Source organism: Mycobacterium sp. RTGN6, assembly GCF_033804605.1.
Taxonomy (GTDB): Bacteria; Actinomycetota; Actinomycetes; order Mycobacteriales; family Mycobacteriaceae; genus Mycobacterium.
The window spans coordinates 280,545-307,009 of sequence record NZ_JAPZKZ010000007.1 but is presented as its reverse complement, the minus strand read 5'-3'; the positions used below and the strand labels follow the sequence as shown (position 1 = coordinate 307,009).

General features: G+C 68.6%; 22 protein-coding genes. 17 read left to right on the top strand and 5 right to left on the bottom strand.

Annotated features, from left to right (window positions below; translation table 11 throughout):
• Nucleotides 1–3 precede the first annotated feature (3 nt).
• The 6 genes from SLQ33_RS19310 (at nucleotide 4) to smc (ending at nucleotide 6,563) form a co-directional block, all read left to right on the top strand.
• Nucleotides 4–603: a DUF177 domain-containing protein gene (locus SLQ33_RS19310; RefSeq protein ID WP_319455467.1), complete on the top strand. Its 600-nt coding sequence runs from the start codon at nucleotides 4–6 to the stop codon at nucleotides 601–603.
• Nucleotides 600–1,307, top strand: a complete 708-nt coding sequence (rnc, locus tag SLQ33_RS19305; protein ID WP_319455466.1) for a ribonuclease III — start codon at nucleotides 600–602, stop codon at nucleotides 1,305–1,307. The genes SLQ33_RS19310 and rnc overlap by 4 nt, the downstream gene beginning before the upstream one ends.
• A gap of 6 nt (nucleotides 1,308–1,313) precedes the next feature.
• Entirely contained in the window at nucleotides 1,314–2,177 is an 864-nt protein-coding gene (mutM, locus tag SLQ33_RS19300; RefSeq protein ID WP_319455465.1) for a bifunctional DNA-formamidopyrimidine glycosylase/DNA-(apurinic or apyrimidinic site) lyase, read from the top strand.
• Nucleotides 2,178–2,264: 87 nt separating this feature from the next.
• Nucleotides 2,265–2,681, top strand: a complete 417-nt coding sequence (locus SLQ33_RS19295) for an OsmC family protein (protein WP_319455464.1) — start codon at nucleotides 2,265–2,267, stop codon at nucleotides 2,679–2,681.
• The gene (locus tag SLQ33_RS19290; protein WP_319455463.1) at nucleotides 2,668–2,949 is read left to right on the top strand and encodes an acylphosphatase; all 282 of its coding nucleotides are present in this window, start codon (nucleotides 2,668–2,670) and stop codon (nucleotides 2,947–2,949) included. Before SLQ33_RS19295 ends, SLQ33_RS19290 begins: the two co-directional genes overlap by 14 nt.
• Nucleotides 2,950–2,975: 26 nt before the next feature.
• The gene (smc, locus tag SLQ33_RS19285) at nucleotides 2,976–6,563 is read left to right on the top strand and encodes a chromosome segregation protein SMC (protein WP_319455462.1); all 3,588 of its coding nucleotides are present in this window, start codon (nucleotides 2,976–2,978) and stop codon (nucleotides 6,561–6,563) included.
• On the opposite strand, the gene fni is transcribed toward smc, so the two are convergent.
• On the bottom strand, nucleotides 6,564–7,577 hold the full coding sequence (gene fni, locus SLQ33_RS19280; protein WP_319455559.1) for a type 2 isopentenyl-diphosphate Delta-isomerase: 1,014 nt from the start codon (nucleotides 7,575–7,577) through the stop codon (nucleotides 6,564–6,566).
• Nucleotides 7,578–7,634: 57 nt separating this feature from the next.
• Here fni and ftsY point away from each other — a divergent pair, with 57 nt between their 5' ends.
• The 8 genes from ftsY to SLQ33_RS19240 all read left to right on the top strand — a co-directional run bounded on the left by ftsY (nucleotide 7,635) and on the right by SLQ33_RS19240 (nucleotide 17,440).
• Nucleotides 7,635–8,960, top strand: a complete 1,326-nt coding sequence (ftsY, locus tag SLQ33_RS19275; RefSeq protein WP_319455461.1) for a signal recognition particle-docking protein FtsY — start codon at nucleotides 7,635–7,637, stop codon at nucleotides 8,958–8,960.
• 182 nt (nucleotides 8,961–9,142) lie between these two features.
• Nucleotides 9,143–10,504, top strand: coding sequence for an ammonium transporter (locus SLQ33_RS19270; RefSeq protein WP_413467661.1), 1,362 nt, complete (start codon nucleotides 9,143–9,145; stop codon nucleotides 10,502–10,504).
• A 39-nt stretch (nucleotides 10,505–10,543) separates the two neighbouring features.
• Nucleotides 10,544–10,882 carry a P-II family nitrogen regulator gene (locus tag SLQ33_RS19265; protein ID WP_029114932.1) on the top strand — a complete coding sequence of 113 codons (339 nt, stop codon included), beginning with the start codon at nucleotides 10,544–10,546 and terminating at the stop codon, nucleotides 10,880–10,882.
• A 74-nt stretch (nucleotides 10,883–10,956) separates the two neighbouring features.
• The gene (locus SLQ33_RS19260; RefSeq protein ID WP_319455460.1) at nucleotides 10,957–13,455 is read left to right on the top strand and encodes a [protein-PII] uridylyltransferase; all 2,499 of its coding nucleotides are present in this window, start codon (nucleotides 10,957–10,959) and stop codon (nucleotides 13,453–13,455) included.
• A gap of 24 nt (nucleotides 13,456–13,479) precedes the next feature.
• Nucleotides 13,480–14,394, top strand: a complete 915-nt coding sequence (locus SLQ33_RS19255; protein ID WP_319455459.1) for a DUF4190 domain-containing protein — start codon at nucleotides 13,480–13,482, stop codon at nucleotides 14,392–14,394.
• A gap of 25 nt (nucleotides 14,395–14,419) precedes the next feature.
• Complete coding sequence (locus SLQ33_RS19250) at nucleotides 14,420–14,800, top strand: DUF4190 domain-containing protein (RefSeq protein WP_319455458.1); 381 nt, start codon at nucleotides 14,420–14,422, stop codon at nucleotides 14,798–14,800.
• On the top strand, nucleotides 14,793–16,367 hold the full coding sequence (gene ffh / locus SLQ33_RS19245) for a signal recognition particle protein (RefSeq protein WP_319455457.1): 1,575 nt from the start codon (nucleotides 14,793–14,795) through the stop codon (nucleotides 16,365–16,367). Before SLQ33_RS19250 ends, ffh begins: the two co-directional genes overlap by 8 nt.
• A 2-nt stretch (nucleotides 16,368–16,369) precedes the next feature.
• The gene (locus SLQ33_RS19240) at nucleotides 16,370–17,440 is read left to right on the top strand and encodes an amidohydrolase family protein (protein WP_319455456.1); all 1,071 of its coding nucleotides are present in this window, start codon (nucleotides 16,370–16,372) and stop codon (nucleotides 17,438–17,440) included.
• Between the two features lie 19 nt (nucleotides 17,441–17,459).
• On the opposite strand, the gene SLQ33_RS19235 is transcribed toward SLQ33_RS19240, so the two are convergent.
• Both SLQ33_RS19235 and SLQ33_RS19230 read right to left on the bottom strand, forming a co-directional pair.
• Nucleotides 17,460–18,230: a maleylpyruvate isomerase family mycothiol-dependent enzyme gene (locus tag SLQ33_RS19235; protein WP_319455455.1), complete on the bottom strand. Its 771-nt coding sequence runs from the start codon at nucleotides 18,228–18,230 to the stop codon at nucleotides 17,460–17,462.
• Nucleotides 18,231–18,254: 24 nt separating this feature from the next.
• Nucleotides 18,255–19,862 (bottom strand): sulfite reductase flavoprotein subunit alpha, encoded by a 1,608-nt coding sequence (locus SLQ33_RS19230; RefSeq protein WP_319455454.1) that lies wholly within the window; start codon nucleotides 19,860–19,862, stop codon nucleotides 18,255–18,257.
• 110 nt (nucleotides 19,863–19,972) lie between these two features.
• On the opposite strand from SLQ33_RS19230, the gene SLQ33_RS19225 reads away from it, so the two are divergent.
• Complete coding sequence (locus SLQ33_RS19225; RefSeq protein WP_319455453.1) at nucleotides 19,973–20,899, top strand: cyclase family protein; 927 nt, start codon at nucleotides 19,973–19,975, stop codon at nucleotides 20,897–20,899.
• On the opposite strand, the gene SLQ33_RS19220 is transcribed toward SLQ33_RS19225, so the two are convergent.
• Both SLQ33_RS19220 and SLQ33_RS19215 read right to left on the bottom strand, forming a co-directional pair.
• Nucleotides 20,883–21,725: a D-alanyl-D-alanine carboxypeptidase family protein gene (locus SLQ33_RS19220; protein WP_319455452.1), complete on the bottom strand. Its 843-nt coding sequence runs from the start codon at nucleotides 21,723–21,725 to the stop codon at nucleotides 20,883–20,885. The genes SLQ33_RS19225 and SLQ33_RS19220 overlap by 17 nt on opposite strands.
• 159 nt (nucleotides 21,726–21,884) lie before the next feature.
• Entirely contained in the window at nucleotides 21,885–22,775 is an 891-nt protein-coding gene (locus SLQ33_RS19215; protein ID WP_319455451.1) for a D-alanyl-D-alanine carboxypeptidase family protein, read from the bottom strand.
• Nucleotides 22,776–22,910: 135 nt separating this feature from the next.
• Here SLQ33_RS19215 and SLQ33_RS19210 point away from each other — a divergent pair, with 135 nt between their 5' ends.
• Together SLQ33_RS19210 and ngg are read left to right on the top strand one after the other, a co-directional pair.
• The gene (locus SLQ33_RS19210) at nucleotides 22,911–24,725 is read left to right on the top strand and encodes an N-acetylglutaminylglutamine amidotransferase (RefSeq protein ID WP_319455450.1); all 1,815 of its coding nucleotides are present in this window, start codon (nucleotides 22,911–22,913) and stop codon (nucleotides 24,723–24,725) included.
• Nucleotides 24,725–26,437 (top strand): N-acetylglutaminylglutamine synthetase, encoded by a 1,713-nt coding sequence (ngg, locus tag SLQ33_RS19205; RefSeq protein WP_319455449.1) that lies wholly within the window; start codon nucleotides 24,725–24,727, stop codon nucleotides 26,435–26,437. Before SLQ33_RS19210 ends, ngg begins: the two co-directional genes overlap by 1 nt.
• Nucleotides 26,438–26,465 lie beyond the last annotated feature (28 nt).

Here is a 26,465-nt window from a genome sequence, read left to right as displayed (position 1 = left end):
CGCATGGCGACCCACGGTGCATCGCGCGGCCCACGATCGCCTCTCGTCATCGACATCACCCGGCTCGGACGACGACCAGGCTCGATGCGCACTCTGCACGAGACGGTGCCCGCACCCCGGCGCATCGGCGTCGAGCTCCTCGGCATCGCGCAGGGCGCCGAACTGGACCTCGACCTGCGACTCGAGTCGGTGTCGGAGGGCGTGCTGGTCACCGGAACCGTGTCGTCGCCGACCAGCGGCGAGTGCGCACGCTGCCTGACGCCGCTCACGGGACACGTCGACGTCGACATCACCGAGCTGTTCGCCTACCCGGGCAGCGACACCGAGGCCACCACCGAGGAAGGCGAGGTCGGCCACGTCTTCTCCGACCGTGAGGGCGACGGGATCGATCTCGAACAGACGATCGTCGACGCCGTCGGGTTGGCGCTGCCCTTCTCGCCGCTGTGCCGGGACGACTGTCCAGGGCTGTGCCCCGAGTGCGGAGTTCCCCTGGCCACCGCGGAGCCAGACCATCACCACGACGTCATCGATCCGCGGTGGGCCAAGCTGTCCAAACTGGTGCCTCCAGAACAGGTGCCCGACGGTTCGGGTGACCATTCGTGACCATCGACCGCACGCCGCTGTTGAAGGCGCTGGGAGTGGACCTGCCCGATGAGCTGCTGACCGTTGCGCTCACGCATCGCAGCTACGCCTACGAGAACGGCGGCCTTCCGACGAACGAGCGGCTGGAGTTCCTTGGCGACGCCGTGCTCGGCCTGGTGGTGACGGCGGAGATCTTCACCAAGTACCCCGACCGCACCGAGGGCGAGTTGGCCAAGCTCAAGTCCGCCGTCGTCAACACTCAAGCGCTGGCGCAGATTGCGCGGGACCTCACCGACGACGGGCTGGGGGCCTACCTGCTGCTCGGCCGCGGCGAGGTCGCCAGCGGCGGCGCTCAGAAGTCCAACCTGTTGGCCGACGGACTCGAATCGCTGCTCGGGGCCACCTACGTGCAGGACGGCCACGAAGTCGCGCAGGAGGTCATCATCCGACTGTTCGGCGAGCTGCTCGACACCGCGGCAAGCCTCGGCGCCGGACTGGACTGGAAGACCAGCCTGCAAGAACTCGCCGCCGCGCGTCGCATCGGCGTGCCGTCGTACACGATCACCTCGACGGGTCCCGAGCACGACAAGCAGTTCACCGCTCGGGCCGTCGTCAACGACGTCGACTACGGAGCGGGGGAGGGCCGCACCAAGAAGGAGGCCGAGCAGCAGGCCGCCGCAGCGGCCTACGCCGCGCTCGAGGCCACCACCGACGCGGACGCCTGAGCGTCGATGCCCGAACTTCCGGAAGTCGAGGTCGTGCGGCGTGGGCTCGCCAGCCACGTCGTCGACCACACGATCACCGCGGTGCGCGTGCACCACCCGCGGGCGGTACGTAGGCACGAGGCGGGCCCCGCCGACCTCACCGCGCGACTGCTGGACACCCGCATCACCGGAACCGGCCGGCGCGGAAAGTATCTGTGGCTCACCCTCGACAGTGGCGACGCCCTCGTGGTGCACCTCGGGATGAGCGGGCAGATGCTGCTCGGTGACGTCGCCAAGACCGAGCACCTCCGCATCGCGACGCTGCTCGACGACGGCACCGCGATGAGCTTCGTCGACCAACGCACGTTCGGCGGGTGGATGCTGACGGACCTCGTCACCGTCGACGGCAGCGAGGTACCCGCGCCCGTCGCGCACATCGCCCGCGACCCGTTGGACCCCCGATTCGACCGCGACGCGGTGGTGAAGGTGTTGCGGCGCAAGCACTCCGAGATCAAGCGTCAGCTGCTCGACCAGTCCGTGGTCTCCGGGATCGGCAACATCTACGCCGACGAGTCGCTGTGGCGCGCGAAGGTCAACGGGGCCAGGATCGCCGAAACCCTGTCCACGCCGAAACTCGCGTCGCTCCTCGACCATGCCGCGGCCGTCATGAAGGACGCGCTCGGTCAGGGTGGCACCTCCTTCGACTCGCTGTACGTCAACGTCAACGGAGAGTCGGGATACTTCGACCGCTCGCTGGACGCGTACGGGCGTGAAGGCTTGCCGTGCGGGCGCTGCGGTGCGGTGATGCGTCGGGACAAGTTCATGACGCGCTCGTCGTACTACTGCCCACGCTGCCAACCGAAACCACGTCAGCCGCCGCCGCGCGATTGACTGGAACATCGTGCGAGCGCGCGCGTTTGTATGTTCTGACACGGCGTGTCGCGTGCAAACACGCGCGCTCGCGGAAGAAAGGACACCATGACAGAGCTATGGGTCGAGCGGACCGGAGTCCGCCGCTACACCGGCCGCAGTTCGCGCGGCGCCGAGGTGCTGGTGGGTTCCGAGGACGTCGAGGGCGTCTTCACGCCGGGGGAACTGCTGAAGATCGCCTTGGCCGCGTGCAGCGGTATGAGCAGCGACCATCCGCTGCGCAGCCGCCTCGGCGACGACTACCAGGCCACCGTGAAGGTCTCCGGACCCGCTGACCGGGAGCAGGAGCGCTACCCGCTCATCGAGGAACGCCTCGAGGTCGACCTGTCGGGGCTGACGGCTGACGAGGTGACGAAGCTGCTCACCATCGTCAACCGGTCCATCGACAAGGTGTGCACGGTCGGACGAACGGTGAAGTCGGGCACGGAGGTGACCTTCGAGGTGGTCGACAGTGGTGGAACCTGACGTCAGGCTGTCGGCCTGGGTGCACGGTCACGTGCAGGGCGTGGGCTTCCGGTGGTGGACGCGAGCGCGGGCCCTGGAGCTCGGCCTGACCGGCTTCGCCACCAACAAGCCGGACGGTCGCGTGCACGTCGTCGCCCAGGGTTCGCGCGCCTCGTGTCAGCGCCTGCTCGACCTGCTGCAAGGCGGCGGCACTCCGGGGCACGTCGACCGCGTGATCGCCGACTGGTCCGACGCGGGCGACGCGATGGACGGGTTCGCCGAGAGGTAGCGACCCGGCCGGTAGTGTGGCTCGTCATGCATCTCAAGAGTCTGACGCTGAAGGGCTTCAAGTCCTTCGCCTCGCCGACGACTCTGCGCTTCGAGCCCGGCATCACGTGCGTGGTCGGGCCCAACGGATCGGGCAAGTCCAACGTCGTCGACGCCCTCACGTGGGTGATGGGCGAGCAGGGCGCCAAGACCCTGCGCGGCGGCAAGATGGAGGACGTCATCTTCGCTGGCACGTCGTCGCGGGCGCCCCTCGGACGCGCCGAGGTGACGCTGACCATCGACAACTCCGACAACGCGCTGCCGATTGAGTACTCCGAGGTGTCGATCACCCGGCGGATGTTCCGCGACGGTGCAGGCGAGTACGAGATCAACGGCAGCAGTTGCCGTTTGATGGACGTGCAGGAGCTACTGAGCGACTCCGGCATCGGTCGCGAGATGCACGTCATCGTCGGGCAGGGCAAGCTCGCGGAGATTCTGGAGTCCCGCCCGGAGGATCGTCGTGCGTTCATCGAAGAAGCTGCGGGCGTGCTCAAGCACCGCAAGCGCAAGGAGAAGGCGGTCCGCAAGCTCGACTCGATGCAGGCCAACCTCAATCGACTGAACGACCTCACCACCGAGTTGCGCCGCCAGCTCAAGCCGCTGGGTCGCCAAGCCGAGATGGCTCGCCGCGCCCAAACCATCCAGGCTGACCTGCGCGACGCCCGGCTGCGGCTCGCTGCCGACGACCTGATGACCCGGCAGGCGGAATTCAACGACACCGACCACGCCGAGCACACGCTGCGCCACGAGCACGACGAATTCGCGGCTCGGCTGGAGCAAGCCACGATCGAGCTCACCAGCCACGAGTCGGCGGTGTCCGGCTTGTCGGGGCGCGCCGAAGCCGCGCAGCAGATGTGGTTCCGGTTGTCCGCGCTGGCCGAGCGGGTCAGCGCGACGGTGCGCATCGCCGCCGAACGAACCCAGCTGTTCGACGCCGACGTGGAATCGTCCTCGGGCGCCGACCCCGATGCGCTCGAGGCCGAAGCCGAACAGGTCGCCGAGCACGAGCGCGACCTGCTGACGGAGCTCAGTGAGTCGCGGAGCCGCCTCGAGGCCACGCGCGCCGAACTGGCCGAGGCTGATCGGCTCGCCGCCGAGTCCGAACGCGCGCATCTCGCAGCCGTGCGGGCCGAGGCCGACCGGCGGGAAGGCCTGGCTCGGTTGGCGGGCCAGGTCGACACCATGCGCACCCGCGTCGAGTCGATCGACGAGAGTGTGGCGCGGCTGTCCGTCGGCATCGAGGAGTCCGCCGCCCGCGCGCAGCAGGCCCACGCCGAGTTCGAGACGGTCCAAGGGCGGGTGGGTGCGCTCGACGCCGGCGAGGCCGGGCTCGACGAGCAGCACGACCGCTCGGTGACTGCGTTGCGGTTGGCCGACGAGCGGGTCGCCGAGCTGCAGGCGGGCGAGCGCGGCGCCGAGCGGCAGGTGGCCGGTCTGCGGGCCCGCATCGACGCATTGGCCGTCGGGCTGGACCGGCGCGACGGCGCAGCTTGGCTGCAGAAGAACCACAACGGCCCGGGGCTCTTCGGCTCGGTCGCGACGCTGGTCCGGGTGCGACCCGGATACGAGGTCGCCGTGGCGGCAGTGCTTGGCTCGGCCGCCGAAGCGTTGGCTGCCGACGACTTCGGCGCCGCCCGGTCGGCCGTGGCCGCGCTGAAGGCGGCCGATGGTGGACGTGCCGCGATCGTGCTCGGCGACTGGCCAGAAGCCGTTGCGGCGCAACGAGACCCGCTGCCCGAAGGGGCGGTGTGGGCGCTCGACCTCGTCGACGCGCCCGCTCGGCTGCGCGGAGCGCTCGGCGCGATGCTCGCAGGAGTGGTCGTCGTCGCAGACCTCGCCGCGGCGCTCGACCTGGTGGCCGGGCGCAGGCAGCTCAAGGCCGTCACCGCCGACGGGGACCTGGTGGGGGCCGGCTGGGTCAACGGTGGCTCCGATCGCAAGCCGAGCACGCTGGAGATCACCTCGGAGATCGAGAAGGCGCGCGCGGAACTGCAGGCCTCCGAACGGCAGGTCGGAGAGATGACGGCCGCGTTGTCGGGGGCGCTCACCGAGCAGGCTGCCCGTCAGGGCGCGGCCGAGGAGGCGCTCGCCGCGCTCAACGAGTCCGACGCCGCGATCTCGTCGATCTACGAGCAGCTGGGTCGACTTGGCCAGGACGCCCGCGCCGCCGAGGAGGAATGGCAGCGGTTGACGGCCCAGCGCGACGAGCTGGAGACCAGCCGGACGGGCACGGTCGACGAGTTGACCGAGCTCGAGACCCGGCTGCAAAACGCGCAGCAGGCTCCGACGTTCGAGGCGTCGCCCACCGACCGTCAGGACATGGTGTCCGCCGCCGAGGCGGCCAGGGCCGCCGAGGTGGAGGCGCGACTGGCGGTGCGCACCGCCGAGGAGCGCGCGAACGCCGTTCGGGGCCGGGCGGATTCGCTGCGCCGATCCGCGGCCGCCGAACGCGAGGCCAGGCTGCGCGCGCAGCGGGCGAGGGAAGCCCGCGAGCTCGCCGCTGCTGTCGCCGCGGCGGTGGCCGAGTCGGGCCGGCTCGTTGCGGCAAAGCTGAGCGCCACGGTGGCCGTTGCTTCGCGAACCCGGGACGAACTGGCCGCCGAGCGGCGACTTCGCACCGAGGCGCTGGCCAAGGTGCGCGAGGAAGCAGCGGAGCTCTCCGCCAGGATCGCCGCGCTCACCGATGCACTGCACCGTGACGAAGTCGCCAAAGCCCAAGCGGCCCTTCGTATCGAGCAGCTCGAACAGCACGCGCTTGAGCAGTTCGGCATGGCCGCCGCCGATCTGATCGAAGAGTACGGTCCCCACGTCGCGCTGCCTCCGACCGAGCTCGAACTCGCCGAGTACGAACAGGCGAAGGAACGCGGGGAACAGGTCACCGCACCTGCACCGATGGCGTACGACCGGCCAACCCAGGAGCGGCGCGCCAAGAAGGCCGAACGCGAGCTCGCCGAACTGGGCCGGGTCAACCCGCTGGCGCTCGAGGAGTTCGCCGCTCTGGAGGAGCGCTACAACTTCCTGTCGACTCAGCTGGAGGACGTCAAGGCCGCACGCAAGGACCTGCTCGACGTCATCGCCGATGTCGACGACCGCATCCTGCAGGTGTTCGCCGAGGCCTTCGCCGACGTGGAGCGGGAGTTCACCCAGGTGTTCGCCACGCTGTTCCCCGGCGGCGAGGGCAGGCTGCTGCTGACCAACCCCGACGACATGCTGACCACGGGCATCGAGGTGGAGGCCCGGCCGCCGGGCAAGAAGATCAAGCGGCTCTCGCTGCTGTCCGGTGGCGAGAAGTCACTGACGGCGGTGGCCATGCTGGTCGCCATCTTCCGCGCCCGCCCCTCGCCGTTCTACGTGATGGACGAGGTCGAGGCCGCGTTGGACGACGTCAACCTGCGCAGGCTCATCAGCCTCTTCGAGCAACTGCGCGAGGTCTCCCAGCTCATCGTCATCACGCATCAGAAGGCCACGATGGAAGTGGCCGACGCGCTCTACGGCGTCACGATGCGCGACGACGGCATCACGACGGTGATCTCGCAACGCATGCGGGGCCATGAACTGGTTTCCAGCACCACCTAGCTAGGCGTCGGTCACCCCGAGGTGCTGGAGCCCGGCCAGGTCGGCGGCCCCGCTGCCGTGCAGGCAGACGCGTAATTCGAAGATGAAGCGCTCCAACCAATCCTCAACGGCTCCAACCGATTCGATGGCTGGCGCGAGCAGCGGCCGGGCGACGCCGACTGCGGCGGCGCCCAGTGCGAGCGCCTTGGCCGCGTCCATGCCGCTGCGGATGCCGCCCGACGCAACGACGGGGACGTCGGGCAACACCGTGCGCACCTCGCGCAGGGCCTGGACGGTGGGGATGCCCCACTCGGCCAGTGCGGGATGCGGCACGTGCCCGTAGTGGACGAGCTGTTCGACGCGGGCCCACGACGTCCCGCCCGCGCCCGCGACGTCGATCGCAGCCAGCGGACAGTCGACCAGCTGGGCGGCCGCGCTCGCCCCGATGCCGTGCCCGACCTCCTTCAGCATCACCGGGTACTCGATCGCCGCGGCGACCTCGCGCAACCGGGCGATCGACCCAATGAAGTCGGTGTCACCGCCGTGCTGCACGGCCTCCTGAAGCGGATTGGTGTGCACGGCAAGAGCATTGGCGCCAACGCGGTCCAACGCCGCGACGATGTTCGGCAGCGCCTCCATCGACAGTTGGGCCAGCCCGACGTTGCCGATCAACAGCACGTCCGGTGCGACGTCGCGCACGTCGAAGCTCGCCGCTGCCGACGGGTCGTCGAGCATGACGCGCTGCGACCCCAGCATCATGCCGACGCCGAGCCGTTGCGCCGCCGCGGCCAGGTTGCGGTTGATGACGGCCGACAGTTCGGCGCCTCCGGTCATCGCGCCGATGAGCAGCGGGGCGCGCAACCGTGCGCCGAGGAACGTGGTCTCGACGTCGACGTCGGCGAGGCTCGTCTGCGTCAGCGCGTTGTACGGCAGCCGCACGCGTTCCAACCCGGTGGTGACGGTCTGAAAGTCCACGTCGTCGTCGAGGCAGACGTCGATGTGGCGGCGCTTGCGGGCCCGGATCTGCTCGACGATGGGGTGGGGACCGACGGGGTGGAGTGTCACCTCACCCTGCCCTGAGACAATGGGCAGGTGTCGCAAGGATTGTGGATCGCACTCGCGGTCGTCGCCGTTCTGGTTGTCGCTGCGCTGATCCTCGGCCTGGTGCGCTACCGACGACGCCAGATCAGCTTGTCGCAGCCTGACAGTGCCACACCGATCGATCGGTCCGGCGGCTACGCGGCCTCGTCGACCATCACCTTCACACAATCCACGGCCCCTTCGCTCCCCAAGGAACGAACCCAACCGCCGGAGCGGCTCGACACCAGCGGGTTGCCTACCGTCGGGGATGACGCAGAAATCCCGCGAGACGCCCCGAAGCGCCCGATCTCCGATGTTCGACTACCCGAGCCCGAGCCCGAGCCGACCGCCGAACCGGTGGCCGTCGCGCCGGCCACCGACGAGATCGCGCCCACGGCGCCTGATGTCGGATCCATCGCTCCTCCGGAGGGCCGCCTGGAGCGGCTGCGCGGCCGATTGGCGAAGTCCCAGAACACCCTCGGCCGCAGTGTTCTGGGCCTGCTCGGGGGCGGTGTCCTCGACGACGAGTCGTGGGATGAAATCGAGGACACACTGCTGATCGCCGACCTCGGACCCGTCGTGACTCAATCGGTCATCGTCGCGCTGCGGGCCGGGATGGCCAGCAGCAACGTGCGGACCGAAGTCGACGCCCGCACCGTGCTGCGCGACGTGCTCATCTCCGAGTTGCGGCCCGACCTCGACCGCTCCATCAAGGCGCTGCCGCACGACGACAAGCCGTCGGTGCTTCTGGTGGTCGGGGTCAACGGCACCGGCAAGACGACCACCGTCGGCAAGTTGGCTCGCGTGCTCGTCGCCGACGGCCGTCGCGTCGTGCTCGGCGCGGCCGACACGTTCCGGGCCGCCGCCGCCGACCAGCTGCAGAGCTGGGGTGCCCGCGTCGGCGCGGAGGTGGTGCGTGGCCCCGAGGGCGCCGACCCGGCGTCGGTCGCGTTCGACGCCGTCGACAAGGGAATTGCCACGGGCGCCGACGTCGTCGTCATCGACACGGCGGGCAGGCTGCACACCAAGACGGGCCTGATGGACGAGTTGGGCAAGGTCAAGCGGGTGGTGAGCAAACGCGCCGCGGTCGACGAGGTGTTGCTGGTGCTCGACGCGACGATCGGGCAGAACGGCCTCGCGCAGGCCAGGGTGTTCGCCGACGTCGTCGAGCTCACGGGTGTCGTGCTGACCAAGCTCGACGGAACCGCCAAGGGCGGGATCGTCTTCCGCGTCCAGCAGGAACTCGGACTACCCGTGAAGCTCGTCGGGCTCGGCGAGGGGCCGGACGACTTGGCTCCGTTCGAGCCCGCGGCGTTCGTCGACGCGCTGCTCGGCTGACGGCTGCATCTGGCGCGCCCGCCCGAGCGACGACTAGGCAGTTAACGTCGACGAAACGAAATCGCTCCATCCGTTCACACGAGCGAAACATCAGCGCGTCGTCGGTGAAACAACCACTCAGCATTGTTCTGCCCTAGGTCAACGGTGCCTAACCGTGGCATGGGCAAAGGAGGAAACTGCGAGTGGATGCATTCCCGTTGTTGGGTGAACCGAATACCGGTGACACCGCATGGATGCTGGCGAGCTCTGCACTCGTTCTGTTGATGACGCCAGGGCTCGCCTTCTTCTACGGCGGCATGGTGCGCGCCAGAGGCGTGCTCAACATGCTCATGATGAGCATCAGCGCCATGGGTGTCATAACGGTGCTGTGGGTGCTGTACGGCTACTCGATGGCGTTCGGCGACGACAAGTTCAACCTCGTCGGCGACCCCACTCAGTTCTTCGGGCTGAAGGGTCTGATCGGTGGCAACTTCAAGGCCGCCATCGAGGCCGATCCCTCAGCCGGAGTCGCGGCAGCCGATGCGGTGAACATTCCGCTCGTCGGCGGCATGCCCGCCACGGTGTTCGTCGCGTTCCAGTTGATGTTCGCCATCATCACGGTGGCGCTGATCTCCGGCGCGGTCGCCGACCGCATGAAGTTCGGCGGCTGGCTGCTGTTCGCCGGTCTCTGGGCGACGGTCGTCTACTTCCCGGTGGCGCACTGGGTGTTCGCGTTCGACGGCATCACCGCTGCCAAGGGTGGCTGGATCGCCAACTTGTCCTCGACACGAGACGGCGCCTTCGGTTTGGCCGCGATCGACTTCGCGGGTGGTACCGCGGTCCACATCAACGCCGGTACCGCGGGCCTGGTGCTCGCGATCATCCTCGGCAAGCGCAAGGGCTGGCCGGGTGCGGCGATTCGACCGCACAACCTGCCGTTCGTCATGCTTGGCGCGGGTCTGCTGTGGTTCGGTTGGTACGGCTTCAACGCAGGTTCTGCCACCAGCTCCAACGGCACCGCGGGTGCGACCTTCATCACGACGACCATCGCGACTGCGGCGGCCATGCTGGCCTGGTTGGCCACGGAGCGCATCCGTGACGGTCACGCCACCACCCTTGGTGCGGCGTCGGGCATCGTCGCCGGCCTGGTCGCGATCACCCCGTCCTGCGGTTCGGTGAACGTCGTCGGCGCCCTCGTGATCGGTGTTGTTGCCGGCTCGGTGTGTGCGCTCGCCGTCGGGCTGAAGTACAAGCTCGGCTTCGACGACTCGCTCGACGTGGTCGGCGTTCACTTGGTCGGCGGTCTGATCGGCACCCTGATGATCGGTTTGGTGGCGGCGCCAGAGACGTACAACGCCGTAGCTGGTCTGTTCTACGGCGGTGGGTTCGATCAGCTGTGGCGCCAGGCCGTCGGTGCAGGTGCAGTTCTGCTGTACTCGGCAATTGGTACGACTATCGTTGCCCTGATCGTGAAGTACACGGTCGGGCTACGGGTTAGCGACGAGGACGAGGCCTCCGGCATCGATGAGGCCGAACACGCCGAGACCGCTTACGAACTCGCCTGATCGGGAAAAACTCACAGTGCCTTGGAAGGGATCGACTAAATGAAGCTGATCACTGCGATCGTCAAGCCGTTCACACTCGAAGACGTCAAGACCGGGCTCGAGCAGACGGGCATCCTCGGAATGACCGTCAGCGAGGTGCAGGGCTACGGCCGTCAGAAGGGCCACACCGAGGTGTACCGCGGTGCGGAGTACTCCGTCGACTTCGTGCCGAAGGTGCGGGTCGAGGTCCTGGTCGATGACTCCGCCGTCGACAAGGTGGTGGACGTCATCGTCCAAGCGGCACGCACCGGCAAGATCGGTGACGGCAAGGTGTGGGTCAGCCCCGTCGACACCGTCGTGCGTGTACGCACCGGTGAGCGGGGGACCGACGCCATTTGATGCTCACGTGATCTGACGTCGTCTCCCGGCGCACAACGAGTACGCATCGACACCCAAGCCGGGAGAGGACCGAGATGACAAAGCAGACACCAGATCCCGCCGCCGGGGCCTCTCGTTGGGAGGCGCCGGCGGCGGGCTCGTCCCGGCCCGCCAACGACTTGGCCACGGCCGCAGGACAACTGCTCAGTGGCTCGCGACAGTTGGACTCCGCGGCACTGCGGGACGCGCTGCTCGATCTACACGAGTTCTGGTTGACCACCAAGGCGACCGAGATCGGCGTCACCGCAACCAGCGGGTTCGCCATCGTGGCCACCGGTGGGCTGGGGCGCGGCGAACTGCTGCCGTACTCCGACCTCGATCTGACGCTAGTGCACGACAACATGCCGCGGGACGTGGTCACTCAGGTCGCCGAACTGCTCTGGTATCCGTTGTGGGACGCCAACATTCCGATCGACCACAGTGTCCGGACGGTGCCCGAGGCGTTGAAGGTCGCGGGCGAAGACATCTCGGCGGGGCTCGCGATGCTCGACGCCAGGCACATCGCGGGCGACTCCGACCTGTCGACGCTGCTGGTTGGCGGCGCGCGCCGTCAGTGGCGCACCGGCATCGCCTCGCGCTTCGAGGAACTCGTCGCGCACACCAACGCTCGGTGGGAGCGCAGCGGTCAGATCGCCCACCGTGCCGAACCCGATCTCAAGAACGGCCGCGGCGGCCTGCGTGACGTTCAACTCCTCAACGCCCTGGCCATCGCCCAACTGGCCGACGGATATCCCAGCCGGTCGCTGGCCTCGCCCATGGGGACGCTTGGCGATTCGCACCTGGCGCTGCTGAACGTCCGCACCGAACTACACCGTGTCTCGCGCAAGGGCCGTGAGATGCTGCTCGCCCAGTTCGCCGACGAGATCGGCGCCTCCTTGCACATCGGCGACCGGTTCGACTTGGCGCGCGTGCTCAGTGACGCCGCGCGCACCATCAGCTACTACGTCGACGCCGGGCTGCGCACGTCCGCAAATGCGTTGCCGCGCCGTGGCTTCGCAGCGCTGCGCAGGCCCGTGCGGCGGCCGCTCGACGAAGGGGTGATCGAATTCGGCGGCGAGGTCATCCTCGCCCGCGACGCGCGGCCCGAGCGCGATCCGGGCCTGATCCTGCGCGTCGCCGCGGCGTCGGCCAACACCGGGCTGCCGATGGCCGCCTCGACCCTGAGCAGGCTGGCCGAGGCGGCACCGGAGCTGCGCGCGCCGTGGCCCCGGCAAGCGCTGAAGGACCTGCTGGTGATGTTGGCCGCAGGCCCCGCCACCGTCGCTACCGTGGAGGCGCTGGATCGAACGGGGCTGTGGGGCAGGCTCTTCCCGGAATGGGGTGCGGTGCGCGACCTTCCGCCGCGAGACGTGATCCACATCTGGACCGTCGACCGGCACTTGGTTGAAACGGTCTCGCGGGCAAGCGCATTCACGACGAGGGTGTCGCGGCCCGACCTGTTGTTGCTCGGCGCGTTGTGCCACGACATCGGCAAGGGCCGGGGCGGCGACCATAGCGACATCGGGGCGGACCTGGCCACCCAGATCGGCACGCGACTCGGGCTGTGGCCGTCCGACGTGGAGGTGCTGTCGAAGATCGTCCGCTTCCACCTGCTGCTGCCCGACACCGCGACGCGCCGAGACCTGCAGGACCCCAAGATCATCGCATCGGTCGTCGATGCACTGGGCGGCGATTCGACGCTGCTGGAACTGCTGCACGTGCTGGCAGAGGCGGATGCGCTGGCCACCGGGCCGGGGGTGTGGGGCGACTGGAAGGCCTCGCTCATCGGCGACCTGGTCCGGCGGTGCCGTTTGGTGATGGCGGGCGAACCGCTGCCGCACCCCGACCCCATTGAGCCGCAGTATCTTTCGATGGCCGCCGACGGAGGGGTGCACGTCGAGCTGGTGCCGTCCGACAGCGCGCACGTGTTCGCCGTCACGATGATCGCGCCCGACCGCAGGGGCCTGCTCTCGAAGGCGGCCGGAGTGCTCGCGTTGAACTCGTTGCGGGTGCACTCCGCGTCGGTGAGCAGCCACGAGGGCGTGGCGATCAACACCTTCGTGGTGTCGCCGCACTTCGGTGCGCCGCCGCCACCGGAACTGCTCCGTCAGCAGTTCATGCTGGCCCTCGGTGGAGACCTCGACGTGATCGAGTCGCTCGAGCGTCGTGACCGCGACGCGGCGGCGATCAATACGACGCGCGCAGGCGAGATTCCGGCCGCAGTGCCGATCAGCCGCGTTCCCGCTCCTCCTCGCGTGCTTTGGTTCGACGGCAGCGCGCCAGGCGAGTTCGTGCTGCAGATCCGCAGCATCGACCGTCCCGGGCTGTTGGCCCGACTCACCGCCGTCATCGAGCGGGACGGACTCGACATCGTATGGGCGAAGGTCACGACGCTGGGGTCATCGGTGGTCGACGCGTTCGGCCTCGTCGTACCTGCGCTTGTCGCCGGTGACGCGAACGCCGACCATGCTTCGGCGCGTGCCGAATTGGAGCGCGACCTCTACGCGATGCTGCCCGCCCCGGCGCCGCCCAAGTCGGTTTCGGAGGCCAGCTGACGGCCGCGTGCGATGATCCTGCCCGTGAACGCACCCGCTGAACGGCTCGGCCCGCCGTCCAATGCCGGCCGCGAGACGTTGATCAGCGCGTGCCTGCTCGGCGTTGCGATCGTCGTCGCGGTCGCACGTAACGGTGCGGTGCAGTTCGTCCCGTTCCTGGCCGAGTCGAGTGCGTTGAACAACGCGACGTCGCTGGGGATTTCGCTGCTCATCGACGTCGGCTTCGTCGTGGTCGTCTACTTGCGTGCGATCACGCCGATGAGGAAGCCGGCCGCACTCGGCATGGGGATTCTCGCGACGGTCATCGACATCGGCTCCTACGCGTTGTACATCTTCGTGCCGTCGTCGTCGCTCACCACGCCGCTGTCGTGGCTGGTCAATTCGACGACGTTCCTCTTCGTGGTCGCCTGGGGCATCTCACGCCGCCGCCATCCGCTGTGGCTGGTCGGTCTCGTCCCGGCGTTGATCGTGTCGATCCTGCTCGCATTTGCCTACAACTCGGGAACGTTCTGGGACGCGCTCGGCGAAGGTGCGATCTGGTTCGTCAGCGCCGCGGCGTGGTACATCGTCATTGGCCTCGGCTGCATGGTGTGCTGGGGTTTCGACGTCGTCGGCCAGAGGTTCAGCCCGGCACCGCAAGTGGCACCGCAGCCCAGCGTGCCGTTCCCCCCGGTTCAGGCCTTCGGTGCCCCCAGGTACCGGCAGGCCGCGCCGACGAACTCGATGGCGATCGCGGCGCTGGTGTCGGCGCTGGTGTTCGCGCCGCTGGGGATCGTCTTCGGGCACATCGCGCTGTCGCAGCTCAAGCACTCCGGCGAGGACGGCAAGGGGCTGGCGATCGCCGGAGTCGTGCTCGGCTACGTCGGCACCGCGCTCTTCTTGCTCGCGGTGGTCTTCTACGTGGTCCTACTGTCGGCGCTGAGCTCGGGACTCCCGTGACGCAGGCCTGCTTCATAATCTGCAGATGACGTATTACCCCGGCCCTCCCGGCTATCCCGGTTACCCGCCGCCTCCGCCACGCCAGACCAACGCGTGGGCGATCGTGGCGCTGGTGGCGGCGTTCACCTTCCCCCCGATGGCCATCGTGTGCGGCCACGTCTCGCTGTCGCAGATCAAGCGCACCGGCGACGAGGGGCGCGGGCTGGCCATCGCGGGGCTGGTGGTCGGCTACGTGTTCACCGCGCTCATCATCGTCTTCGTCGCCTTGATGATTTGGTTCATGATCATCATGGACCAGTCGCTTCGCACCTATGACCGCGACCACTACAGCAGCTACTCGATGGCGGTGACCAGCATCCAGGCCGTCCCTGGCGAGCAGGGACCGCTACGCTTGACCGGTGTTTGAATCCCTCTCCGACCGGTTGACCGGAGCCCTCTCGGGGCTTCGGGGCAAGGGTCGGCTGACCGACGCCGACATCGACGCGACCAGCCGGGAGATCCGGCTCGCCCTGCTCGAGGCGGACGTTTCGCTTCCGGTGGTGCGGGCGTTCGTCGCGCGCATCAAGGACCGCGCCAAGGGGGCCGAGGTCTCCGGTGCGCTGAACCCGGCGCAGCAGGTCGTCAAGATCGTCAACGAGGAACTCGTCGGCATCCTCGGCGGGCAGACCAGGCAACTGGCGTTCGCCAAGACGCCACCGACCGTCATCATGCTTGCCGGTCTGCAGGGCTCCGGTAAGACGACGCTGGCCGGCAAGCTCGCGAAGTGGCTGAAGGACCAGGACCACACCCCGCTGCTGGTGGCCTGCGACCTCCAGCGTCCCGGCGCGGTCAACCAGCTGCAGATCGTCGGTCAGCGCGCGGGCGTGCAGGTGTTCGCGCCCCACCCCGGTGTTTCGCCAAGCGGCGGCACCATCGACGAGATGACGGCGGGTGACCCCGTCGCGGTCGCCGCCGCAGGTCTCGCCGAAGCCAAGGCCAAGCACTTCGACGTCGTGATCGTCGACACCGCGGGCCGGCTCGGCATCGACGAGGAGTTGATGAGCCAGGCCGGCGCCATCCGAGCCGCCGTCGATCCCGACGAGGTCATCTTCGTCCTCGACGCGATGATCGGCCAGGACGCCGTGACCACCGCCGAGGCGTTCCGCGAGGGCGTCGGCTTCACCGGCGTGGTGCTGACCAAGCTCGACGGCGACGCCCGCGGCGGCGCGGCGCTGTCCGTGCGCGAAGTCACCGGCGTGCCGATCCTGTTCGCGTCCACCGGCGAGAAGCTCGAGGACTTCGACGTCTTCCATCCCGACCGGATGGCCAGCCGCATCCTCGGCATGGGTGACGTGCTGAGCCTCATCGAACAGGCCGAGCAGCACTTCGACGCCGAGCAGGCCGAAGCCGCCGCCGCGAAGATCGGGTCCGGTGAGCTCACGCTCGAGGACTTCCTCGAGCAGATGCTGGCGATCCGCAAGATGGGCCCCATCGGCAACCTGCTCGGCATGCTGCCCGGTGCCGGTCAGATGAAGGATGCGCTCGCGGCCGTCGACGACAGCCAACTCGACCGGGTGCAGGCCATCATCCGCGGCATGACGCCTGCGGAGCGGGCCGACCCAAAGATCATCAATGCGTCGCGCCGGCTCCGCATCGCCAACGGCTCCGGGGTGGCGGTGTCCGAGGTCAACTCGCTCGTCGACCGGTTCTTCGACGCCCGCAAGATGATGTCGCAGATGGCCGGACAGATGGGAATGCCGTTCGGCCGCAAGAGTTCCAAGAGCAAGGCCGCCAAGGGCAAGAACAAGCAGGCAGGCAAGAAGAAGGGCGGTCGCGGGCCGACGCCGCCGAAGGTGGCGAATCCGCTCGGCGTGGGCGGAGGCCTTCCCGCTGGCTTCCCCGACCTGTCGAACATGCCCAAGGGGCTCGACGAGTTGCCGCCGGGGCTCGCCGACATCGACCTGTCCAAGCTGAAGTTCCCCGGACAGAAGTAACTTTGCGCCTGCACGTCCGCGGCCGCGGACTCCCCGATGGGGAGCCCGTCGAGTGGTGGATAGTCAACGGTGTCTTGAGTGCGGAGCCAATTGCGAACGCCGACACCGTGTTCGAAGGTGGCTGGATCGTGCCTGGGCTGGTGGACGCGCACTGCCACGTCGGGCTCGGCGACCACGGCCCAACGGAGCTCGACGAGGCCATCGCCCAGGCCGAGACGGAGCGCGACGTGGGGGCGCTGCTGCTCCGGGACGCCGGGTCGCCCACCGACACCCGCAGCTTCGACGACCGCGACGACCTGCCCCGCATCATCCGGGCCGGTCGGCACCTGGCCCGGCCGAAGCGGTACAGCCCCGGGTTGCCGATCGAGATAGAGGACGAGTCGCAGCTGCCCGCGGCGGTCGCCGAGCAGGCCCGCTGGGGTGACGGTTGGGTCAAGCTCGTCGGCGACTGGATCGACCGCGGCGTAGGCGATCTCGCGCCGCTGTGGTCCGACGACGTGCTCGTCGACGCCATCGCCGCGGCCCACGCCGAGGGGGCCCGGGTGACCGCTCACGTCTTCGGCGAGGACGCGTTGCCCGGCTTGATTGCGGCGGGCATCGACTGCATCGAGCACGGCACCGGCATCACCGACGACGTCATCGCCATGATGATCGAGCACGGGACGGCCCTGGTTCCGACGCTCATCAACATCGAGAACTTTCCCGGCATCGCCGACGCCGCAGGCAAGTACCCGACGTACGCCAAGCACATGCGGGACCTCTACGCGTCGGGTGATCAGCGCGTGGCCGCCGCGCACGACGCCGGGGTGCCGATCTACGCGGGCACCGACGCGGGCAGCATGGTCGCCCACGGGCGCATCGCCGACGAGGTCGATGCACTCAAGCGAATCGGGATGAGCCCGACGGCGGCCCTTGGCGCGGCGTGCTGGGACGCCAGGGCGTGGCTGGGCCGCCCCGCGCTCGAGCATGGCGCCTCGGCCGACCTGGTCTGCTACGCCGACGATCCAAGGGCCGGAGCCGACGTCGTCGCCAACCCGGAGCTTGTTCTGTTGCGGGGCAAGGTCTTCCGCTGAGCTCGCCGAAGGACCGGGGCTACTGCATGCCCTGTGCGATCAACGCTTGCACGGCTGCCGCCGACTCCGGCTGACCTGTTACGTCGGCGGTGCCGCCGCGCGTCCACGCCCAAAGGGCCAGCTCCTCGACCGGCGCGCTGACGGTCGCGGTCGGGTCGCCGTGGGTCGCCCGCACCGCCATCGGAGCCTCGGCGTCGCCGCCAGTTCCGGTCCAACTGCCGACTTCGACGAGCCAGCGCTGGTCGGTGTCGGTCGCGACGAACTGCACGACGCACTGGGCGCGGTAGGTCGCGTCATCGGGTTTCCAGCCCCACATCACGTCCACGGCGTGATCGATCGCGCCTGCCGCTACGTCCTTGGCGATCGGACTGACGGGCAGGCCCGCCGTCAACTCGGCGTCCACCCGGTGCACCGTTGCTTCGTAGGTCTGCATGCGGCGGGTGAAGCCGACGGTCTGATCGGGTGGCCACCACGACCAACACGGCACCGAGTCGTCGAGCTCGGCCAGCTGGCCGACGAGTGCCGTCGTCGCCTGCGCGCGCAGTGCAAGCAGGTCGGTCGTCCCTGTGGGGCGCGCCGGTTTGGCACGTTCGACGTCGGGGAGTTCGGACTCACTGTGCACTGGTCGGGACAGGATCTCGGCCCAGAAGTAGTGGACCTCGGTCAGGTGCCACAGCAGGTCTGATGCATCCCAGTCCGGACAGGTTGGGCAGCGACGACTCGGATCGGTGCCGGCCAGCACGTCGGCCAGCCGCTCGGACTCGGATGCGATGACTGCGAGGCGGTCCACCAGTCCAGGATGCCAGCGCTGCGGTCAGTACACGTCGCGGACGTAGCGGTGCGTCTTGATGAGGTCGTTGACGTATGCGTGCGAGGCGGCCGCGTCCATTCCGCCGCAGCCCGCCACGATGTCGCGCAACGTCGCGTCGACGTCCTTGGCCATGCGCTTCTCGTCACCGCATACGTACAGGTACGCACCGTCGGAGAGCCAGCCGAAGAGCTCGGCCCCGTGTTCGCGCATGCGTTGCTGCACATACTCTTTGGAACCGTCCGTGCGATCGCGCGAGAACGCGAGGTCCAGCTTGGTCAGGGTGCCCGACTTCGCGAACTCTTCGAGTTCGTCGCCGTAGAGGAAGTCGGTCGCGCGGCGCCGGTCGCCGAAGAACAGCCACGACCGTCCCGTCGCCGCGGTGGCTCGGCGTTCCTGCAGGAAGGCGCGGAACGGTGCGATGCCGGTGCCCGGTCCGATCATGATGATCGGTACGTCGGCGGCGGGCAGCCGGAACGTGTGGTTCGGCCGCAGGTGTACCCGTAGCGTGTCGCCGCGCTCGGCGAGGAACGTCGACGCGACTCCACTATGTCGGCGGTCCCCGGATGCGTATCGCACGGTCGCCACCGTCAGGTGCACGTGATCGGGATGCGCCAGCGGGCTCGACGCGATCGAGTAGTCGCGGAACTGCAAGGGCCGCAGCGTGTCCACCACCTCGTCGACGGTCACGTCGGCCAGTCTGATGAGGTCGAGCACGTCCTTGCCGTACGCCCACGAACCCGGTGCCGCGACTTCACCGGTCAGCGCAACCTTGGCCTCCGCGTCATGGGTTCGGGACGCCACCAGCGCCTGCAGCGCTCGCGACGGACTGCGGATCTCCAGGTGCGTGGTGAGCAGCACTCCGAGGGGCTCGTCGTGGTCGGCCATCACGTGATCGGATCCGACGCCGAGTTCGGCCAGCAGCGCATCGACGAGCATGGGGTCGTTGGTGGCGTGCACGGCGATGGAATCGCCTGCGTGATAGGTGATTCCGGTGCCACCCAGGTCCACTTCGTAGTGGCGGACCTCCTTGTCGGACTCCGAGGAGTTGAGCGGTCGGTTGACGGTCAGCCGGGCATCGACGGGTTGGTTTCGGTCGCGCGGTGCAGGTGTTTCGGGAGCGGACACCGCGACCGCCGGAGCGGGATTGGCGTGCGTTGCGGCCAACAGCTTGACGACGTCGGTGGTCCACGCCTTGGCCGGCTGTTCGTAGAACCCGTCGACGTCGATGCGCTCGACGAGCCGGGTGGCGCCGAGGGCCTCGAGCCGCTCGTCGAGGAGTTTGCCTGCGTTGCAGAAGAGTTCGTACGAAGTGTCGCCGAGCGCGAGTACCGCGAAGCTCAGGTGTTCGAGCCGGTCGGCGGCGTCGGCGCTGAGCCCCTCCCAGAACAGCAGCGCGTTGTCGGGGAACTCACCCTCCCCGAACGTCGAGCAGACCACGACGAAGTGGGTCGCGTTCTGCAGGTCGGCGAGTTCGACCTGGTTGAGCTCGATGGCCTCGACCTCGATGCCGATTTCTGCGGCGCCCTCGGCGAACGTCATGGCGGCATCTTCGGAGTTGCCCATGTCGGTGCCGAAGGCGACGATCAGCGAGACGTCGCGGTGGTCGGTCAAGGTCGCTCCCCTCAGGTCGCGCGCGGACCACGTCCGTCGCAAATTAGGGTGACCTTACTTCGATGTGGATGGCTTTGGGGCGCTCCCTTTTCGGACTTACGCTTCACGCCATGAAGGATCATCGCGCGCACTTCGACTTCGAGATTCGATTCGCCAACGGGGGAGACCTGACCGGCACCGCGTTTCGGCTCGACCTACCCTCGGCCGACGTCGACGAGGCGACCATCGGGCGGCTGCTCGTCGCGCACCTCGGGCTCGCGCTCGTCGACACCGTCGAGCTCCGCGGGCTGCGGATCGTCGAGGAACCGCACCGCGGGAGCCGCGGGGTGGCGGTCGCCGAGACCGGTCCGGCGGTTCGGGTCGTCGACCTCAGTCACCCGATCCGAGCGGGCCTGGTGACCTATCCGGGGCTGCCCGCCCCGGTGATCACGCCGCATCTGACCCGCGCGGACTCCCGCGCGAAGTACGCCCCCGGCACGGAGTTCGCCATGGACGTCATCACGATGATCGGCAACACCGGCACCTATCTGGACTCGCCGTTTCATCGCTACGCCGACGGGCCCGACCTCGCCGGGCTCGACCTGTCGACGCTGGTGGGGCTGCGTGCCGAGGTATTCCACCTCGCGGATTCGTGGGACGCCGGGCGGCGGGGCATCCAAGCGGAGACCCTGGCCGATCGCGACGTGCGCGGCGCGGCGGTGCTGCTACACACCGGCTGGGACGAGCACTTCGGCACTCCCGGCTACGGTGTCGGCGCGCCGTTCCTGACCGCGGCGGGCGCCCAACATCTCATCGATGCCGGAGCGGCGCTGGTGGGAATCGACTCGGTCAACATCGACGACACCGAATCCGGCGGCGAAAGGCCTGCGCACACACTGCTGCTCGGCGCGGGTGTCCACGTCGTCGAGCACCTGACCAACCTCGGCGCGCTGCCGCCGGCCGGCACACGGTTCACCGCGGCGCCGCCCGCGGTCGAGGGCTTCGGCACGTTCCCGGTTCGCGCGTTCGCGGAGTGGCCGCTCAACGCTGTTGGCTAAAGCCCCAGTCGAACAGTCCGATCGCCTGGCCGTACAGATCGCCAGTGCCGTACATCAGCACGACCACCAGGCGGCGCCCATTGCGTTGTGCGGCAGTGACGAGCGTATTGCGGGCGAGGTTCGTGAAGCCGGTCTTGCCTGCGAAGTCACCCGGATAGCGGGTGAGCAGCTCGTTCTGTGCGGCCAGTTTCCGGGGGCTGCCGTCCTTGTCGGGGAAGGTCGTCGACTGGGTCTGAAAGATCTGGGCGATCAGCGGATACTTCAGCGCCTGTCGGTACAGCACCGCGAGATCGTGTGGGGTGGTGGTGGTTTCCCAGCCCGGCCCGTCAAGCCCGGACGGGGACGAGGCGCGAGTATTGCGCGCGCCGAGTTGGGCGGCCTTGGCGTTCATCGCGGCCACTGCGACCCGTTGCCCGCCCAGCATGTCGGCGAGCATGTTGGCGGCGTCGTTGCCGGACACCATCAACAGCGCGGCGAGCAGCTGTGTGGTCGTGTAGGCCTGCCCAGGCACTAGCCCCACGCACGAACACTCGACCTGGGTGTGGCTCTGGTTGGCCCGCGCGTAGGAGTTCGGATTGAGATTGTCCAGCACCACCATGGCCAACAACACCTTGATGGTGCTGGCCGGGGCGTACGACCCGGACGGGTCCTTCGATGCGAGCACTGCGCCGCTGTCGAGGTCCGCGACCAGCCAGGCCTGCGCGGGGCCGTCGGGTGGGGCGGCGACGACCGAGCCCGCCGGCTGGACGTCGGGCTGCGCCGCGGCGACCGGCGCGGCCATGACGGCGCTCAGCGCGAGCACCATCGCCGCGCACAGTCTTCGCACGATGAGCGAGCGTATGGCGCACAGGACTCAGTCAGTGCGCGATCAGGTCTCCATCGGGCTACAGCCGTCGGGGGTCGCCCATTTCTGCACCAGGGTCGCTGCACGCCGCGTGACGCAACCCGTGTGCAGAACTCGACGCGGAGCTCCGCTGCCTGACGGCTACAGCGCGCCGATGCTGGCCGACCGGTCCTGAGCGAAGCCCCAATCCAGCAGTGCGGTGGCCTGATCCCAGTACGTCGGCCCGCCCTCCTTGATCAACCCGTACATCATGGCGATCACCAGCCGCCTGCCGTCGCGCTGCGCGGCACCGACGAAGGTCTTGCGCGCGACGTCGGTGAATCCGGTCTTGCCGCCGAGCATGCCCGGATAGCGGAACAGCATCTCGTCCTGATTGACGAGGTTGACCGGTCCGGTTTCGCCGGGGAACGGCGCGGCGGGTGCCGACGTGATGGCCGCGAATACCGGGGTGGCCAAGGCCGCACGGAAGATGACGGCCAGATCGTGCGGGGTGGTGTAGCCGTCGATGCCGGGACCGTTGAGTCCCGACGGCGATCCGGCCCGGGTGGCCGTCGCACCGAGCGCCGCCGCCTTCGCGTTCATCTTCGTCACCGCGACGTCGCTACCGCCGAGCATGTGCGCCAGCGTGTTGGCGGCGTCATTGCCCGACACGAGCAGCAGCCCGTCGAGCAACTGCTGCGTGGTGTAGGTCCGGCCGGCCTTCACCCCCGCGCAGTTGCACTCCACCTTGGCGTCGGCTTCGTTGGCGACCACCGTCGCGTCCAACGGCAGCTCATCGATGGCGACCAGGGCCAGCAGCGTCTTGATGGTGCTCGCGGGCGCATGGGTCACGTACTGGTCGCGGCCCGCGAGGATCTGGCCGGTGTCCAGGTCCGCGACGATCCACGACGGCGCCGGGCCGTCCGGCATCGGAACCGTCCCGACGGACGCGACGTCGGTGTCCGCCGACGCGATCGGCGTGGCGGTAGGCAGCGTGGCGATGAGAAGGGCGGCCGCGGATACGGCGGCGATCCCCAGGAATCGTCTGACCATGGCCGCCGAGCCTACTGGGCCTAGCTCGTGAGCTCTTCCTGTGCGCTGCGCCACTTGGCTTGATCTTGTGGTTTGAGGAGCTCGTGCTGCGGCTACTCGCGGGAGGCAGCCGGTCGACGTGAGGAGCTCCAAGACATGTGCGGCATCGCGGGGGAGATTGCGCGTGGACGCCCGGCCGACCTGACGGCGGTGGCGGCCATGACCGACACCATGGTCGCGCGGGGTCCCGACAGCAGCGGGGTCTGGGCTCGCGAGGGCGTCGCCTTCGGCCATCGCAGGCTCGCCATCATCGACTTGTCCAGTCACGGTCACCAACCGATGCACGATCCCGACCTCGGGCTCACCGTCGCGTTCAACGGATGCATCTACAACTACCCGGAGCTGCGTCAGCAGCTGCTCGGGAAGGGCTATCGCTTCTTCTCGCACAGCGACACCGAGGTCGTGCTCAAGGGCTACCGCGAGTGGGGCGAGCAGGTGGTCGACCACCTCAAGGGCATGTTCGCCTTCGCCATCGCCGAGATGGATTCCGGCGCAGTGGTGCTTGCCCGCGACCGGCTCGGCGTCAAGCCGTTGTACTGGTCAGACGTCGAGGACGCGCACGGGGGAGGCGCCTTCAGGTTCGCCTCGTCGCTGCCCGCCCTGCTGGCGGCTGGCGGGGTGGACACCGAGCTCGACCCGGTGGCGCTGCACCACTATCTCTCCTTTCACTCCGTCGTGCCCGCCCCTCGCACGATCCTTCGCGGCGTGCGCAAGCTCTCGCCCGGCACGATCATGCGCATCGAACCGGATGGCAGGCGCACCGAGAAGACCTACTGGGAGCCGGTTCTCGAACGATCGGCCGATCGCGCAGGCTGGTCGGAGCGGGACTGGGAGGACGCGGTGCTCGCCTCGCTGCGCACCGCGGTGGAACGCAGGCTCGTCGCCGACGTACCCGTCGGTTGTCTGCTGTCGGGTGGGCTCGACTCCAGCCTGATCGTCGGGCTGCTCGCGGAGGCCGGGCAGCACGGGCTGGCGACCTTCTCGATCGGCTTCGAGGCGGCGGGCGGCGAGGAGGGCGACGAGTTCAAGTACTCCGACGTCATTGCCCGCCACTACGGCACCGACCACCATCAGATCCGCATCGACTCCGCACGCATGCTGCCCGCCCTGTCCGACGCGATCGGGGCGATGAGCGAGCCGATGATCAGCCACGACTGCGTGGCGTTCTATCTGCTGTCCGAGGAGGTCAGCAAGCACGTCAAGGTGGTGCAGTCCGGCCAGGGCGCCGACGAGATCTTCGCCGGCTACCACTGGTATCCGCCGATGGCGCACGCCAGAGACGACAGCGCCGCGGACGCCTTGTCCAGGTATCGCACCGCGTTCTTCGATCGCGACCACGCCGCGCTCAACGGGCTCCTGCAGCCGCGCTGGAGGCTCGACGACGACGTAGCGGGTGACTTCGCGCTGGAGCACTTCGCGCATCCGGGTGCCGCGACGGCCACCGATCGGGCGCTGCGGCTGGACACCACGGTGATGTTGGTCGACGACCCGGTCAAGCGGGTCGACAACATGACGATGGCCTGGGGGCTCGAGGGCCGGGTGCCGTTCCTCGACCACGAGCTCGTCGAGCTGGCGGCGACCTGTCCGCCCGAACTGAAGACGGCCTACGGCGGCAAGGGCGTGTTGAAGGAAGCTGCCCGCAAGGTCATTCCGCACGAGGTCATCGACCGGCCAAAGGGGTACTTCCCGGTGCCCGCACTCAAACACCTCGCGGGCCCGTACCTCGACCTGGTCCGCGACGCCCTGCACGGCGGGGCGGCGCGCAACCGTGGTCTGTTCACGGCGGAGGCCGTCGACGGACTGCTCGCCGACCCCAACGGGAACCTCACGCCGCTGCGCGGAAACCCGTTGTGGCAGTTGGGGCTACTCGAACTGTGGCTCGCCCGCCACGTCGACGGGCTCGTTCCGTGATGACGTCGAAGGCGGAGCCCGCAACGGGTGTCATTCAGGACCTCGGCTGGGGGCGGCTGGTCTTCGGCCAGACCTTCGACGACTCCGATCAGTTCGGCAACGCGCTTCGCGCCGAGGCCAGCGGACGTCGCGACATCGGGATGTACCTCGATGCCCCGCACGTCTTCGTCGCGCTGCATCCGCACGAATTCTTCATCGACCCGAGCTTCACCTATCGACTGGATTTCGCGCGGCCAGGTGACTACCAGCCGGCCGACGTGCCAGGGCTTTCGGTCCGGCCGGTTCAGTCGATCGACGATTGTGCGGCGACCAACCAGATCTACGTGCAGTGCCGCATGGTTCCCGCCGACGTCGAGCTGATGTGGAGCAACTGTCAGAACGAACCCCACATGGTCTATCTCGTCGCGACGGACGATGACACGGGTGCGGTCGTGGGCACCGTCACCGGCATCGATCACGCGCAACTCTTCGGCGATCCCGACAACGGATCGAGCCTCTGGTGCTTGGCGGTCGACCCGACGTTGTCCCGCCCTGGCGTGGGCGGGCTGTTGGTCAGGTCACTGATCGAGGAGTTCGTGCGGCGCGGGCGTGCACAGATGGACTTGTCGGTGCTGCACGACAACGAAGGTGCCATCGCGCTCTACGAGCGAATGGGCTTCGAGCGCGTCGCCCCGCTTGGCATCAAGCGCAAGAACGCCATCAACGAGAAGCTCTTCGCACCGATACAGGAAGCCGAGGGGCTCGCCGAGCTCAATCCGTACGCACGGATCATCGCCGACGAGGCGATCATGCGCGGGATCACCGTCGAGGTGCTCGACGGCAGGGGCGGTTACCTCCGGCTGACCCATGGCGGGACCAGCGTGGTCACCCGGGAGTCGTTGTCCGAGTTGACCAATGCGGTCGCGATGAGCCGCTGCGACGACAAGCGCGTGGCCCGCAAGGTGGTGTCCGACGCGGGCATCAACGTGCCGCGCGGCCAGAACGCCACGTTCACCGACGAGGACTACGAGTTCATGCGGGAGGTGGGCTCGGTGGTGGTGAAGCCGGCGCGTGGTGAGCAGGGCGCGGGCATCACCGTCGGCGTGTCGGAGCCGGACGACCTCGATCGGGCGCTCGCGTTGGCCGCCAAGCACTGTCCCGACGTCATCATCGAAGAGCGTTGCGAGGGTGAGGATCTGCGCCTCGTCGTCATCAACGGAAAGGTGATCGCCGCCGCGGTCCGCCGACCGCCGGAAGTGATCGGGAGTGGCACGCACACGATCAGGCAGCTCGTCGAGGCGCAGAGCCGAAGGCGTGCGGCGGCCACGCACGGTGAGTCGACGATCCCCGTCGACGACCTCACCGAGGCCACCGTGCGCGACGGAGGCTGGCGCCTCGACGACGTGCTGCCGAGCAACGAGCGGCTGGTGGTCCGGCGCACGGCGAACCTGCACACCGGCGGAACCATCCGCGACGTCACCGACGACGTCAATCCCAAGCTCGTGCAGGTGGCCGTCGACGCGGCGGACGCCATCGGCATCCCAGTCACCGGCATCGACCTCATGGTCCCCTCGGTCGAGGGAGACGCCTACGTCTTCATCGAGGCCAACGAGCGGCCCGGGTTGGCGAACCACGAACCACGCCCCACCGCAAAGGCCTTCGTCGACCTGCTGTTCCCCCGTACCGCCGCGACACCATGGGCCTGGCAGCCTGTTCCGCTGGATCAGGCCTGACCGGCTCAACGCTTCAGAAGGGAGGCGC